At 63.2% G+C, this 15,241-nt stretch carries 7 protein-coding genes and 1 tRNA gene; 5 read left to right on the plus strand and 3 right to left on the minus strand.

The annotated features are described in order from the left end of the window. The first annotated feature begins 92 nt into the window (after positions 1–92). Positions 93–482 (plus strand): TIGR02300 family protein, encoded by a 390-nt coding sequence (locus NKK47_RS24790; RefSeq protein WP_023676282.1) that lies wholly within the window; start codon positions 93–95, stop codon positions 480–482. Positions 483–645: 163 nt separating this feature from the next. Beyond that, a tRNA-Ala gene (locus NKK47_RS24795) sits at positions 646–721 on the plus strand. 228 nt (positions 722–949) lie between these two features. Here NKK47_RS24795 and NKK47_RS24800 read toward each other — a convergent pair. Next, positions 950–1,255 carry a hypothetical protein gene (locus NKK47_RS24800; RefSeq protein WP_031211671.1) on the minus strand — a complete coding sequence of 102 codons (306 nt, stop codon included), beginning with the start codon at positions 1,253–1,255 and terminating at the stop codon, positions 950–952. A gap of 286 nt (positions 1,256–1,541) precedes the next feature. Here NKK47_RS24800 and NKK47_RS24805 point away from each other — a divergent pair, with 286 nt between their 5' ends. The 3 genes from NKK47_RS24805 to NKK47_RS24815 all read left to right on the plus strand — a co-directional run bounded on the left by NKK47_RS24805 (position 1,542) and on the right by NKK47_RS24815 (position 11,019). After that, positions 1,542–7,253 (plus strand): HAMP domain-containing protein, encoded by a 5,712-nt coding sequence (locus NKK47_RS24805; protein ID WP_352578588.1) that lies wholly within the window; start codon positions 1,542–1,544, stop codon positions 7,251–7,253. 52 nt (positions 7,254–7,305) lie between these two features. Beyond that, on the plus strand, positions 7,306–9,372 hold the full coding sequence (locus NKK47_RS24810) for a PAS domain-containing hybrid sensor histidine kinase/response regulator (protein ID WP_352568366.1): 2,067 nt from the start codon (positions 7,306–7,308) through the stop codon (positions 9,370–9,372). 150 nt (positions 9,373–9,522) lie between these two features. Continuing rightward, positions 9,523–11,019: a helicase HerA domain-containing protein gene (locus tag NKK47_RS24815; protein ID WP_352568365.1), complete on the plus strand. Its 1,497-nt coding sequence runs from the start codon at positions 9,523–9,525 to the stop codon at positions 11,017–11,019. Positions 11,020–11,266: 247 nt separating this feature from the next. Here the strand turns inward: NKK47_RS24815 and NKK47_RS24820 are convergent, their stop codons facing one another. Both NKK47_RS24820 and NKK47_RS24825 read right to left on the minus strand, forming a co-directional pair. Beyond that, complete coding sequence (locus tag NKK47_RS24820) at positions 11,267–13,771, minus strand: adenylate/guanylate cyclase domain-containing protein (protein ID WP_352454712.1); 2,505 nt, start codon at positions 13,769–13,771, stop codon at positions 11,267–11,269. Positions 13,772–13,813: 42 nt separating this feature from the next. Then, positions 13,814–14,908 (minus strand): branched-chain amino acid ABC transporter substrate-binding protein, encoded by a 1,095-nt coding sequence (locus NKK47_RS24825; protein ID WP_352448431.1) that lies wholly within the window; start codon positions 14,906–14,908, stop codon positions 13,814–13,816. Positions 14,909–15,241: the final 333 nt, after the last annotated feature.

Genomic DNA, 15,241 nt, shown 5'->3' on the forward strand with positions numbered 1-15,241 from the left:
CGAATTCAAGCTTTTTGGGACGCCGGCTTTTCGCTTTGACAGCGCCGTAAACTCTGGTTAAGGGGACCAAACTTTCATCGACGAGGCTTGCTGTGGCAAAACCCGAACTTGGCACCAAACGCATCGACCCGGAGACGGGTCGAAAATTCTATGACTTGAACAAGGACCCGATCGTCTCGCCTTACACGGGCAAGAGCTATCCGCGCTCCTATTTCGAAGAAGGCAAGATCGCCGCTCTCGAGGAGGAAGAGGAAGTTGCCGAGAAGGAAGTGGACGCCGAGGAGGAAGAGGGCGTCGAGGTCGTCTCGCTCGAAGAGGCGGACGAGGACGCGAAGGCCGACGAGCTTCCCGATCTCGGCGATGACGAAGACGACGTTGACCTTGGCGATGACGAGGATGACACGTTCCTCGCCGACGAGGAGGAAGAAGACGACGACGTTGCCGACATGATCGGCGTCGGCGAAGACGACGACGAAGTCTGAGCGAACCGCATTCGCCGGCTTTCGCGGCGCTGCCTAGAAAAAGCGGTTCTTGAAGGCTTGATATTGACTGAAGGCGGGGTTAGAAGCCGCCTTCACTAACGGCGCGGTCTAGAACCCGCGCCGGATCTCTTCGCCGGAAACGGCGCCGGTGAACTGCCGGAGTGGGGCCATAGCTCAGTTGGGAGAGCGCTTGAATGGCATTCAAGAGGTCGTCGGTTCGATTCCGATTGGCTCCACCAGTTCTCTCCGCGAAATCAGCAGAACGCCCGCCCGCCCGTCCGGGCTGGCCGCTGCCTATCGCAGAACCTAGCTGAGACTAGTTAATCGGCCGCCCGGCTTGGGCTCGCCGATCCATTCAGAAGTAATGAGCCCGTGCCCGGTCAGTGCATGTTTCTGGCTGTGGTTTGAACCGCGAGCACCGGCCTGGACCAGGCAGCGGGCTGAAATGACGGCTGAGCAAAACTCCGTTACTTGTTGCAGTTCTGCATATCCGACGTCATGGCGCCGCTGGGGGTATTGTTGTCGGTATCGCTGCTCGCCGTATCCTTACAGCGGTCCTCCATACCGTTTGTCTGCGGCGTGGTAGCGTTCGTTGCGTTCGGATCGATCGTGTTCGGGGTAGTTGCGCTGCCGGTCCCGGTGTTGCCGCCGGAAGTGCCTGTGTTGACGCCGGTATTGCCATCGGCGCTACCGGTCGCGGAGTCCATGGATTGTGCCATGGCAGATGTGGCCAGGCCGATAGCAAGTAGGGATGCAGAGAGAATTTTCATCATCTTAGTGTCTCCATCGAGTTGCATCGCTCTATCGCGATCTATACCAACGAGAGTTTTTTCGAGATGTTCCGTTGGGCAGAAATATTGATCGATACATCATTATGGATCTTTGTTGCTCGTCGTTTCGTGAATGCGGCTGCGAAATTCCTGCCGCATAGCGGCAGTTTCGTCTGGAACCAAATCGAGCATGCCGCGTTCTTGCGCTTGCGGGGAGTTGTGTCGGCCGCAGGGGACAGTTTCACCAGGACATTCAAGAAATCCGTGAGCTGGGAGGGGCGCTGTGAGCGTGCTTGCATCCACAAGGCAATTGGACCACCGTCAAATACTGAACGCGCTGAAGGCTTTTCGGAGCGGTGATTTCTCCGTTCGTATCGACAATGTCTACGCCGGCCTTGATTCCGAGATCGCCGACACCTTCAACGAAATCGTAGAACTCAACGATCAGGTCACGCGCGAGTTCGAACGCCTCAGCAAGGTCGTCGGCAAGGATGGCCGGATCGGCGAACGCGGCCGTGTCCGCAACGCCACCGGCAGCTGGGAATCGAGCGTCCGTTCCGTCAACGATCTGATTGAGGACATGGTTCAGCCGACGGCCGAAGTGGCGCGCGTCATCGGCGCAGTCGCCAAAGGCGACCTGTCGCAGACGATGATGGTCGAAATCGACGGCCGGCCGTTGCGCGGCGAATTCCTGCGCATCGGCAAGATCGTCAACACCATGGTCGGGCAACTGGCCTCCTTCGCCTCGGAAGTGACGCGCGTGGCGCGCGAGGTCGGCACCGAAGGCAAGCTCGGCGGCCAGGCCCGCGTGAAAGGTGTGGCCGGGACCTGGAAGGACCTGACCGACAACGTCAACGCGATGGCGACGAACCTGACCGGGCAGGTGCGCAACATCGCCGAGGTGACGACCGCCGTCGCTTCCGGCGACCTGTCGAAGAAGATTACCGTCGACGTGAAAGGCGAAATCCTCGAACTCAAGAACACCATCAACACGATGGTCGACCAGCTCAATTCCTTCGCCTCGGAAGTGACGCGCGTCGCGCGCGAAGTCGGTACAGAAGGCAAGCTCGGCGGCCAGGCGCGCGTCGAAGGTGTCGGCGGCACCTGGAAGGACCTGACCGACAACGTGAACCTGATGGCCGAAAACCTGACAGGCCAGGTGCGCAATATCGCCGAGGTGACGACGGCTGTGGCGCTGGGCGACCTGTCGAAGAAGATCACCGTCGACGTCAAGGGCGAGATCCTCGAGCTGAAATCGACCATCAACACCATGGTCGACCAGCTGAATTCATTTGCCGGCGAGGTGACGCGCGTCGCCCGCGAAGTCGGCACCGAGGGCAAGCTCGGCGGCCAGGCGCAGGTGCGCGGCGTCGCCGGCACCTGGAAGGACTTGACCGACAACGTCAATTCGATGGCCGAGAACCTGACCGGCCAGGTGCGCAACATCGCCGAGGTGACGACTGCGGTCGCTTCGGGCGACCTGTCGAAGAAGATCACTGTCGCCGTGCAGGGCGAAATCCTCGAGCTCAAGGACACCATCAACACGATGGTCGACCAGCTCAATTCCTTCGCCTCCGAAGTGACGCGCGTCGCCCGCGAGGTCGGCACCGAGGGCAAGCTCGGCGGCCAGGCCGAGGTGAAAGGGGTCGGCGGCACCTGGAAGGACCTGACCGACAACGTCAATCTGATGGCCGCCAACCTGACCGGCCAGGTCCGCAACATCGCCGAGGTGACGACCGCCGTCGCCCGCGGCGACCTGTCGAAAAAGATCACCGTCGACGTCAAGGGCGAAATCCTGGAGCTCAAGGACACCGTCAACACGATGGTCGACCAGCTCAACTCCTTCGCCTCCGAAGTGACGCGTGTGGCGCGCGAAGTGGGTTCGGAAGGCAAGCTCGGCGGCCAGGCGCATGTCGAGGGCGTCGGCGGCACCTGGAAGGACCTGACCGACAACGTCAACGCCATGGCCGGCAATCTGACCGTGCAGTTGCGCGACGTCTCCAAGGTGGCGACGGCAATTGCGACCGGCGACCTGACCCAGAAGATCACCGTCGATGCGCTGGGCGAGATCCTGCAGATCAAGGACGTCATCAATACGATGGTCGACCAGCTGAATTCCTTCGCCTCCGAGGTGACGCGCGTGGCGCGCGAGGTCGGTTCGGACGGCAAGCTCGGCGGCCAGGCGCAGGTGCGCGGCGTTGCCGGCACCTGGAAAGACCTGACCGACAACGTCAATGCGATGGCCGCCAACCTGACCGGCCAGGTGCGCAACATCGCCGAGGTGACGACTGCGGTGGCGCTGGGCGACCTGTCGAAGAAGATCACGGTCGATGTGCGCGGCGAGATCCTCGAGCTCAAGGACACCATCAATACGATGGTCGACCAGCTGAATTCCTTTGCCTCAGAGGTGACGCGCGTTGCGCGCGAGGTCGGCACCGAAGGCAAGCTCGGCGGCCAGGCGCAGGTGCGCGGCGTTGCCGGCACCTGGAAGGATCTGACCGACAATGTGAATTCGATGGCCGAGAACCTGACCGGCCAGGTCCGTAACATCGCCGAGGTGACCACCGCTGTGGCGCGCGGCGACCTGTCGAAGAAGATCACCGTCGACGTCAAGGGCGAGATCCTGGAGCTGAAATCGACGATCAACACCATGGTCGACCAGCTGAATTCCTTTGCCGGCGAAGTGACGCGTGTCGCCCGCGAGGTCGGCACCGAGGGCAAGCTCGGCGGCCAGGCGCGGGTCGAGGGCGTTGCCGGCACCTGGAAGGACCTGACCGACAACGTCAACCTGATGGCGACGAACCTGACCAACCAGGTGCGCGGCATCGCCGATGTCGTGACCGCGGTCGCACAAGGCAATCTCAAGCGCAAGCTGACGGTCGATGCCAAGGGCGAGATCGCCTCGCTCGCCGACACCATCAACGGCATGATCGAGACGCTGGCGACCTTCGCCGACCAGGTGACCAACGTCGCCCGCGAAGTGGGCATCGAAGGCAAGCTCGGCGGCCAGGCCCGGGTGCCCGGCGCTGCCGGCCTTTGGCGCGACCTGACCGACAATGTCAATCAGCTCGCGGCCAACCTGACGACCCAGGTGCGCGCCATTGCCGAGGTGTCGACGGCGGTGACCAAGGGCGATCTGACCCGCTCGATCAGCGTCCAGGCCTCCGGCGAGGTGGCGGCGCTGAAAGACAACATCAACGAGATGATCCGCAATTTGAAGGACCAGACGCTGAAGAATGCCGAGCAGGACTGGCTGAAGACCAATCTCGCCCGGTTCTCGCGCATGCTGCAGGGCGAGCGCGACCTGGCCACGATCTCGCGCCTCATCATGTCCGAACTCGCCCCGCTGGTGAATGCGCAATATGGCGTGTTCTATGTGACCAACCGCGACGAGGATGAATTCTATCTGGAGCTCGCAGCCTCCTATGGCGCCGAAAGCAAGGCGGAAATCAAGCAACGCCTCGATCTGCGTGAAGGGCTTGTCGGGCAGAGTGCCGCCGACAAGCGCGCCATCATGCTGGACAATGTGCCGCCGAATTTCCTGCGCGTTACCTCCGGCCTTGGCAATGCCGCGCCGGCGAACGTGATCATTCTTCCGGCTCTGTTCGAGGACGAGGTGAAGGCCGTCATCGAACTCGCCTCGTTCAGCGAATTCCGCGACACGCACCAGTCGTTCCTCAACCAGCTGATGGAATCCGTCGGCATCGTTCTCAACACCATCGCCGCCACCATGCGCACCGAAGGCCTGCTCAAGCAGTCGCAGCTGCTGACCTCGGAATTGCAGGCGCGTCAGACCGAACTGACCAAGAAGCAGGAGGAGCTGCACGCCACCAATGAGGAGCTGCAGGAAAAGGCGCAGCTGCTCGAGAACGAAAAGAAGCAGGTGGAGAACAAGAACCTGGAAATCGAGATGGCGCGGCGGGCGCTGGAGGAGAAGGCCGAGCAGCTGGCGCTTACCTCGAAATACAAGTCGGAATTCCTCGCCAATATGAGCCACGAACTGCGCACGCCGCTGAACTCGCTGCTCATCCTTTCAAACCTGCTCGCAACCAACCAGCAGGGCAATCTCAACGACAAGCAGGTCGAGTTCGCGCGCACCATCAATTCGGCCGGCACCGACCTTTTGAGCCTCATCAACGACATCCTCGATCTGTCGAAGATCGAATCGGGCACCGTCTCGATCGATATCAACGATATGCCCGTGGTGCATCTTCGCCAGCATATGGAGCGAACCTTCCGGCAGCTGGCGACCGACAAGGGGCTTGGCTTCACCATCAATGTCGACCGAGAGCTTCCGGAAACCGTCCGCACCGACGAGAAGCGGTTGCAGCAAATCGTGCTCAACCTTTTGTCGAACGCGTTCAAATTCACCTCGCAAGGCGAGGTCCGCTTGAATTTCCGGGCCGAAAAGACGGGCCGTCACAACGTTTCGGCGCAACCGATGGAGGCGCTCGCGATCGTGGTCACCGATACCGGCATCGGTATTCCGCAAGACAAGCAGAAGCTAATTTTCGAGGCCTTCCAGCAGGCCGACGGCACCACAAGCCGCAAATATGGCGGCACCGGGCTTGGGCTCTCGATCAGCCGGGAGATTGCCCGGCTGCTCGGCGGCGAATTGCGGGTCGAGAGCACGCCGGGCAAGGGTTCGACGTTCACTCTGGTCATTCCATTCGACGGACCCCGGATGGCCTTGGCCCCGCAAGCGGCGTTGCTGCCGGCGATGGAGGTGGCCGCGACGACAGCGCAGCCGAGCCCGCCGTCCTCCGAATTGCTCGATGACCGCGACACGATCTCGTCTGAAGATCGGGTCGTGCTGATCGTCGAGGACGACCCGACCTTCGGCGGTTTGCTGCTCGGCCTTGCACGTTCGGCCGGGCTGAAAGGCGTCCTGTCGACCGCGGGCTCCGGCACGCTGGCTTTGGCACGCAAGCTGGTTCCCGACGCGATTACGCTCGATCTCGGACTATCGGATATCGACGGCTGGGTGTTGTTCGATCTGCTTCGCCATGACCCGAAAACCAAGGACATTCCCGTTCATGTCATCTCGGGCGCCGAAGACATCGAGGTGCTTGCCCGCAAGGGTGCATCCAGCATTTCAACCAAGCCCGTATCGTCGGACGAACTGATGAAGGTCTTCCAGGATATTCATTCCAGAAAGCTCCGCGTCCAGAGCCGCGTCCTGATTGCCGATCCCGATCCCGAGCGCCGCCTTTCGCTGATCGAGGCGATCCGCGACGGCGTCACCTCGGTTACGGCGATCGGCCGCGTCGCGGCGAATGCGGACGAAATCGGCATCGCCAACTATGATGCCGTTGTGCTCGGCTTTGGCCGCTCGGCCAAGGACAACGCGCAGATGCTGGATGAGATTGCCGTCCTGTTCGGGCAGTCGGTGTCGCGACTGCTGTTCTTTGCGCCTCATCCGGAAGCGCTGCAACAGTCGCTCGCCTTGCATCCGGCATTGGCGGATGTTCCGCGGGCGGAGAATTTCGCGCAGCTGGCTCTCCTGATGTCGGCAACACTCCCCGGGCGAGGCCACGAAAACGATGGTGCGGCAGCCGAACAGCCGGACAAATTCGACCTCGCCGGCGCAAAGGTCCTCATCGTCGACGACGACATCCGCAACATCTATTCGCTTACCAGCGTTCTCGAGACCTATGACATCCAGGTGCTGCATGCGGAGCGCGGCCGGGAAGGTATCGCGCTTCTGGAGCAGAGCCCGGATATCGATGCGGCACTGATCGATATCATGATGCCGGAAATGGATGGCTACGAGACGATGCGGCAGATCCGCAGCATGCCGGCGATCGCCCATATCCCGTTGATCTCGGTCACAGCCAAGGCAATGAAGGGCGACCGGCAGAAGTGCCTCGACGCCGGCGCCTCCGACTACATCGCCAAGCCTGTCGACCTCGATCTGCTGTTGGCATTGCTGCGTGTCTGGATCGGCCGTTCGCGATCCCGTGTCCATGGTCCGGAAAAGACGCTCATGGCAGTGAACTGACGGCCGCTCGATGCAGAAGCTGTCGAGAAACGGAGCAAGGAAGCTGGAGGTCATGGCGCCGGCAGCGGGGCCGGCAAAGGCGCGCATCCTGGCCGTGGATGACGACGAGCGCAATCTGCTGGCGATCGGCGAGGTTCTGGCCCCTATCGGTGAAGTCGTCTGCGTGCAGTCGGGCGAAGAGGCGTTGCGCGCACTGCTGAAGGAGGATTTCGCAGTCATCCTGCTGGACGTGCTGATGCCCCGGCTGGATGGCTACGAGACCGCGGGATTGATCCGCCAGCGCGAGCAATCCAGGCGAACGCCGATAATTTTTCTCACCGCCATCAACAAGGAAGACGCGCACATGCTGCGCGGCTACGACGCCGGCGCGGTGGATTACGTGTTCAAGCCTTTCGACCCGGCCATGCTGCGTTCCAAGGTTGCCGTGTTCGTCGAACTTCATGAGAAGACGCTCGAAATCCAGCAAAAGGCGGCTGCCGAGCAACGGCTGCTGGCCCAGGCACTGCAGGCGCAGAAGGAAAAGCTCGAGGCCGAGCGGGCGCTGCGCAGCGCACAGGAGCGGCAGCATGCCATTTTGAGCTCTCTTCCGGTCTGCTTCCACGCAAGGGCGGCGGAGCCGCCGTTCGGCGCCAGCTTTGTCACCGAAGGGGTCGAACGCCTGACCGGCTTTCCTGCGGAACGGCTGACCGCCGATCCAGGCTTCGGCCTGAGCCGCGTTCATCCCGACGATCTGCCGAGAGTGAGGGAGGTCCTGCTCGCAGCCAAGGCCACCGGCTCCTACACCTGCGAATTCCGCTGGCAATGCGCCGACGGCAATTACCGAATTTTTCTCGACCAGGGCGTCCTGTCGAATGGCTCCGACGGCCGGAACCCCGAGATCCTCGGCACATTGCTGGACGTTACCGAGCGGCGCGAGCTTGAGGACCAGCTGCTGCAGTCGCAGCGCCTCGACGCGATCGGCAAGCTTACCGGCGGCCTGGCGCATGATTTCAACAATCTGCTTGCCGCAATTCTCAGCGGATTGGGATTGCTCGAGCGCCATGCCGAGTTCGACGGACAGACCAGGCAGGTTCTGGAACTGACACGCCGGTCGGCAAAACAAGGCGCCGAGCTCGTCAACCGCATGCTTGCCTTCTCGCGCCGCCAGACGCTGCGGCCGCAGGCCGTGCGCCTCGCCGCGCTCGGCGATACAATGAACGGGTTGGTGGCCCCGGTCCTGGGCGGCCTGATCCGTTTCGATTGGCTTGTCGACGACACTGTGTGGCCGGCGCATGTCGATGCCAGCCAGCTGGAGCTCGCGCTGATGAACCTGGTCTTCAACGCGCGCGATGCCATGCCGTCCGGCGGCACGATAATCGTGGAGGCGCAAAATCGAACGCTAGGCAGTGCAGCCGAGGATATTTCGGCGGGCGACTATGTCGTGGTCACGGTCAAGGACACGGGGTCGGGCATACCGGCTGACATTCTCGCCAAGGTCGTAGAACCGTTCTTCACCACAAAACCGGTCGGCAAAGGCACTGGCCTCGGTCTGAGCACGGTGCATGGTTTCGTCAAGCAATCGGGCGGCACGCTTCGCATTGAAAGCACCGTCGGCAGTGGAACATCCGTCCAGCTCTGGCTGCCGCGTTCAATCGAGCGCCCGGTGGAAATCGCCGAGAAGTCCGATGCCGACGACAGCGTCGGGAATGCCGGCGAGGACTATCCATCGGTCCTGCTGATCGACGACAGCAATGTACTACGGGAACTGACGGCGCAATCGCTTCGCCAACACGGCTTTGCGGTTACCTGTGCCGGGGGCGGTGCCGAAGCGCTGGCGATGATCGAGCGGGCGCCGTACGATTTCGATGTCATCGTCACCGATTTTGCCATGCCGCTCGTCTCGGGCCTGGAGGTCATTCGGTTCGCCCGGAATCTGCGGTCCGATTGGCCGGCGGTGATGATAACGGGATATGCCGATGCCGACGCGATCGCCGACCGGCCCCCCGACGTGCCGCTGCTCGGCAAACCGCTGCGCGAAAAGGACCTGATGGAGAGCATTCTTGCGGCGGCCGCGCGCGCCGGCTCGCAGAAAGCCAGGCAGGCCCAGCCGGTGAAAGGCGGGTACCGGTTTTCGACCTGAAGAGACAAGCCTTATCGAATCGAAACGGTACGTTCCGTATCCTCGATCGTCCGCGACATCCAGCCTGTGCGCAACACGGAGCGCCGGCCATGGCGCGCTCGACGTGCTGTGATGCGGTTGATAAGCCCTCTCCGCAAGGAGAGTCGAGACATGACCGTTGCGATCGAGATGGGCCAGACGAGCGCAGGCGCCCCGGCGGCGCTGGATCTTGAGGAACTGCTGGCGACGCGGCTTCTGGTGCAGGGCAATTCGGGCTCCGGCAAGTCCCACCTGCTGCGCCGGCTCTTGGAGCAGAGCGCGCCCTGGGTGCAGCAGACCATCATCGACCCCGAAGGCGACTTCGTGACGCTGGGCGACCGTTTTGGCCATCTGGTGATCGACGCCGAGGAGCATACCGAGCGCGGCCTGCAGAGCGCCGGCGAGCGGGCGCGCATCCACCGCGTCTCCACGGTGCTCAATCTCGAGGGGCTCGACGCCGAGAACCAGATGCGGCGCGCCGCCGCCTTCCTCGGCGGGCTTTTCGAGGTCGCCCGCGACCACTGGTACCCGATGCTGGTGGTGGTGGACGAGGCGCAGCTGTTCGCGCCGGCCGTCGCCGGCGAGGTTTCGGACGAGGCGCGCAAGCTCTCGCTCGGCGCCATGACCAATCTGATGTGCCGTGGCCGCAAACGCGGGCTGGCCGGGATCATCGCCACCCAGCGGCTGGCCAAGCTTGCCAAGAACGTCGCCGCCGAGGCTTCCAATTTCCTCATGGGCCGGACTTTTCTCGATATCGACATGGCGCGCGCCGCCGACCTTCTCGGCATGGAGCGGCGCCAGGCCGAGGCCTTTCGCGACCTCGAGCGCGGGCAATTCATGGCGCTCGGCCCGGCGCTGTCGCGCCGTCCGCTCGGCTTGCGCATCGGCCCGACAGATACAAGCCCGCGCAACGCGACCCCGCGCCTGATGCCGCTGCCGGAATCGGCGTTGGAGGATGCCCGTGCGATCATCCTGGCGGCCCCGCCGCCGGAAACCGTCCGGCCGCAGCGCCGCTCGTCGCCGGATCTGCTCGATCAGCTGATGGCGGCGAAGTCGGCGGCGCTGGAAATCCGCCCGGAAGCAGCGGAGGCGCAAATCAGCGCCGAGGATTTGGCGGAGCGGCGCGAGCGCGTCGACCGGGTGCTGCGCGCCGTGCTGGCGCAACCCGATGCCGGCTTCCGGGTCATCGGCGTGCTTTATCAGGAGTTCGTGGTCCGCTGCCGCATCGAGGGCCTCGCCTCGGTCGTGCCGGACCTGCCCGAGTTCCGCCGCATGCTGACCCGCGCCCGCGCCGGCCTCGGCTCCGACATGGCGGGCGACGACGCCTGGCAGGACGTCTCGGCGCGCGCCTCGCTGCTGCCCGAGGACATGCAAGGCGTGTTCATGATGATCGCTCGCGCCGCCAAGGAGGGCTGGCCCTGCCCGAGCGACGCGGCAATCGCCCGCGCCTACGGCTCGCACTCGCTGCGCCGCGCCCGGCGCCTGCTGACCTATATCGAGGAGCAGGGGCTGATCGTATGCCAGCTCGACGGAGCCGGCCGGCGGACGGTGACGCTGGTGGAGCTCGCCTGGGCAACGGCACCGGGGGATCCCAATGCGGAGGAGGCGGAGCAGGGGAGTTTGGTGTGATGGGGGGACGAACTCACACTGAGAAAGCACCGCTCATCAGGCAGGGGCTAAGTCTGTTTTGCGCCATATCCGGACCTTGCCAGTGATGCCGTGAATGTTAAGTCTCGGCTCCGATGCGGACGTTCCGCCCGAGTTCGAAGACTGACCGCGACCGTTCTGCGGCCTTCGCATCGATAGCGCCAATGAGCGGCGTCCCACATCCCACTCCTTGTGTCCATTGGGAGGGGTCGTTGTGGACCAAGCCCTACTACCCAGGCTTGTGACGAAGCCGATCCAGCGCGTCTCGAAGTGCATTGGCGGCATCGCCACGCTCGTCAGGGGACATCAGCTCCGGTTCAAGTTCCAACCTGAAGTGCGGCAGCTCGGTTCGAACAGCACGACGAGCGGCCGCCAGATTGGCCTTCAGATCGATGACGCGGTAGGTGGCGACGGGATAGGCGATCCCCTTGACCTGGACTTGCCCCAGTTCCTCACAGTCGATTGCGTCCTTCACTTGCGCAAACGTCTCGTAGGAAATGAGGATGGCCCCCGGCGGCGCCTCCTGCTCCAGGCGCGAGGCGAGATTCACGGCGCCGCCGATTATCGTGTAGTCCATCCGGTCCTCGCTGCCGAAGTTACCGACGGTGCAGTAGTCGGTATGGATGCCGATGCGACAGCGCAGCGGTGTTTCGATCCCCATGTCCCGCCAGACTTCGGCAAGCTCGCTAATCCGCTTTTGCATTGCAAGTGCCATCTGCGCGCAAGCCAGCGCGTCCTCCTTGACGCCGCGAGTCTCGGGATCGCCGAAAAACATCAGGATCGCGTCGCCGACATATTTGTCGATCGTCGCGCCGTGATCCGAAGCAATTTTCGACATTTCCGTCAGATAGTGATTGAGGAGTTGGGTGAGATCCTCGGATTCCATTTTGTCAGTGGTCTCGGTAAAGCCGGCGATATCGGAGAAGCATATTGTCAGTTTCTTCCGCTGGCTGGCGATCCTGACCTCCTGGCGGCCGGTGAATATCGAGCGATACACCTGGGGCGCCAGATACTTCGCCAGCTTGCTGGAAAGCGCCTCCAGAACCACGGATTTCTCGGCGAGGTTCTCCTCCCTTTGCTTCAGCTCAGTGATGTCCGAATAGACGGCGACCGTGCCGCCGGCGCTGATCCGCCGCTCGCTGACCATGACCCATCGCCCGTCGCCTCGCCTCTGCACCCAAGGTTCGCCAGGGTTGCGGTGCCGCGAGAGGCGCTCGGCGACCCACTCCTCGACCCGCCCCTCGGCGTCCCTGATGTAGCCGCGCTCAGCGGATCGGCGAATGATTTGCTCGAATGTCGTGCCGGGCGTCAGTTCGGTCTCCAGACCGGTGTAGAGCAATTCGCGGTAGCGGCTGTTGCTGAGGACGAGCCGGTCCTCCCAGTCGTACAGAGCGAATCCTTCGGAGATGCTTTCGATGGCATCGATGAGCCGCTGACGAGCTTCCGCAACGTCGCGCAGGTTCTTTTCCTCGACCTCGACAGCAGTATCCCGGAAGAGTCTCAGCGCTTCGGCCATGCGCCCGATTTCGTCGCTGCCCGCGGCTGGCAGCGGCGCACGAAGATTGCCCCCCGCAATCGCGAGCATGCCTTGGCTCACGGCCCCCAGTCGGGCGAGGAGGCTGCGGTCGACATAGAGCCAGACAACCAGAACCGAACTCAGGAGGCTGAGAAAGGCGGAGCCGAGTACAACCGCGGTGCCGTAGCGCTGGACGAGCGCGGCTTCGCGACCGGACGCAGCGATCTCCTGATCTGCCGTGGCGACCAGGCGATCGACGCCAGCGGTGAGATTGCGCGACAGTCGATTGTTCTCGGCCAGAAGCCTTTCGCCCTGTGCCAGGACAGCAAACTCGTCCTCCCGCACCTTGGGGATGCTGTCCTCGCCGTCGGTCAAACCCCTGAACTCGTCAACACGCTGCCGGAAGCGGGTCCGCAGCTTTTCGTCGATCTCCGTGGAAACCTTTTCAAGAGCAGTGAGCGAACGGCGTAGCGGAAAAAGGATCAACGCCAGGTCGCCCGGCGTCGGCGCGTTCGCGACCTTCACCAGCGCGTCGTTGACCGCCGAGATCTCCAGCTGCGCCTTCTGCTGGGGAATGTAAGCCGCAATCGCCTGGACCAGGTCGGCCATCGCCGCTGCGCGTCGATCGGGCGACAGCGACGTGTCGGCCGCGACCGCCCGCCATTGCGGGAGCCTGGAATCCATTACTAGGATGCCGGTGGCCACAAGGCGCTGGCTTCCGGTCGTCGTCGCGGCGAGGCGGTTCAGGAGCTCCTCCTTGCGGGCGACCACGTCGAGCCGGGCGACAACAAGAGAGTCGAGCTCCTTCAGGTTGCGCCTCAGAACAATCGCGGCTTCCTCGATCTCGGCCAAAGGCACTGTGCCCAACGTGGCATCCCGGAGGTCCGTGCGCAGGGCCTCGAGGCGGGACATCTCGAGCGCGACGGCAGCCGAGACCTCGCTGTGCTGAGCCCTGCTTGTCGCTGCCAGCACCGATGGCGCGGCAGCAGCGACCCGTTCGGCCTGGCGCGACAGCTGGAGGGAGGCGAGCGCCGACGGCACTCGATCCGTGGTAATTCGGTCCACGACGTCGCCAACCTGGAGGAAGGCATAAAGCGCCGCAGCGGTTGCCAGCACCGCAAGGGCGCTGATCCCGAAAAAGGCGAGCAACAGCCGGCCGCGTATGCCGAGGCGTTCAAGCTCGGCGAGTCGGAACAGTCCGGCCACACTGGTCTGCATCAGACTAGACATCTCAGCCGGCACGCCGGCGATCAGCGAACCCTATTCAACCGGCACGTACTCTCCGCCGCGCCAGACGTACCAAACCCAACTCTGCTTCGTGAGGTCGCCCTTGTCGTCGAAATCGACCCGGCCGATGACGGTGTCGAATTCCTGTTCGTGCAGTGCCGCAATGATGGCCTTCTGCTCCAGCGAACCTGCCTTCGAGACTGCCTGGGCCCAAACCTGGACCGCGCAGTAGCTCAACAGCGTGTAGCCCGCGGGTTCGAAATTCTCCGCACGGAACTGCTCAACGACCGCGGCCGCTTCGGGGCTTCGCCTCGGGTCCGCCGGGAACGTGAAGAGGGTCCCCTCCGCCGCGGGGCCGGCGATCAGGGCAAATTCCTCGGTCGCCAAAGCATCTCCGGATATGAGCTGAACCGTGTAGCCACTGTCGTGTGCAGCGCGAGCAATCAGCGCAACCTCGGCATGATACCCACCCACATATAAGGCGGAGACGCCGGCGGTCTGCAACGTAGCGACCTCGGCCGAATAGTCGTCCTTCCCGGGAATGTATGCGTCGTAAACGGCCTCAGTCACGCCCCGCTTGTTCAGCTGCTTCCTGGTCTCGTCGGCGAGACCCTTCCCATAGGTCGAATTGTCGTGGAGGATCGCAATCTTCTTGTTGCCCCAGCGATCGGCAAGGTAGTTGCCGGCGATGAAACCTTGCGCGTCGTCGCGGCCAATGGTGCGAAAGACATTGGCACGGCCCTGTTCGGTCAGCTGCGGATTGGTCGAGCCTGGGGATATCTCAACGACGCCTGCCTCCTCGTACACTTTTGATGCGGGGATCGAGGCCCCGGAGCAATAATGCCCGACGACGAGCACGACCCCGTCAGCCACCAGCTTCTTGGCGGCCGCCACAGCTTGCTCGGGATCGCAGAAGTCGTCGACCGAGATGAGCCTCACCTTCTGGCCGAGCACGCCGCCCGCCGTGTTGACGTCGGCCACTGCCATCTCCGCGCCGCGCTGTCCCTGCTCGCCGATCCAGGCGAGCCGTCCCGTCATCGCAGCCGAGACGCCGATCAGCACCTCCGCCCGCGCGGAGCTGAACACGGCCGCGAGAACTAAGATCGCTATGGCGATGATGCGGTGCATGTGTGCACCCCCTTAACTGTAGCTTACGCCAATCCCGTCAAAGCCGACAGCCCCTTCGGCAAGCGCGACTGTCTCGGGCTGCTATTGCAGCGCACACCCAATTTGGCGAAGCAAGCATACACTGGAATGGCGTGTCATAACTTCGTTCGCTGAGGTCGGAATCGCGCGCCAAATCCGGACGTTACCACTGACCGGAGTGAGCGTCGTGATTGGTGAAGGTTTTTCGATGCGGGCCGCGGCGTGACGGGGGCGGCTGGGCCTGTGTCGGCCCGCGTTGAAAAACCTCCCAAGGAGGAAGCCGCGGGGGGCTGGGTGGGGCCTATGGGGAAAGCG

This window comes from Mesorhizobium sp. M0019 (assembly GCF_040323975.1).
Lineage (GTDB): Bacteria > Pseudomonadota > Alphaproteobacteria > Rhizobiales > Rhizobiaceae > Mesorhizobium.

Bases quoted from the DNA above. Each gene is read 5' to 3' on its own strand.
- NKK47_RS24815 (WP_352568365.1), top strand. From the start codon at position 9,523: ATGACCGTTGCGATCGAGATGGGCCAGACGAGCGCAGGCGCCCCGGCG.
- NKK47_RS24810 (WP_352568366.1), top strand. From the start codon at position 7,306: ATGGCGCCGGCAGCGGGGCCGGCAAAGGCGCGCATCCTGGCCGTGGAT.
- NKK47_RS24820 (WP_352454712.1), bottom strand. From the start codon at position 13,771: ATGCAGACCAGTGTGGCCGGACTGTTCCGACTCGCCGAGCTTGAACGC.
- NKK47_RS24825 (WP_352448431.1), bottom strand. From the start codon at position 14,908: ATGCACCGCATCATCGCCATAGCGATCTTAGTTCTCGCGGCCGTGTTC.
- NKK47_RS24800 (WP_031211671.1), bottom strand. From the start codon at position 1,255: ATGATGAAAATTCTCTCTGCATCCCTACTTGCTATCGGCCTGGCCACA.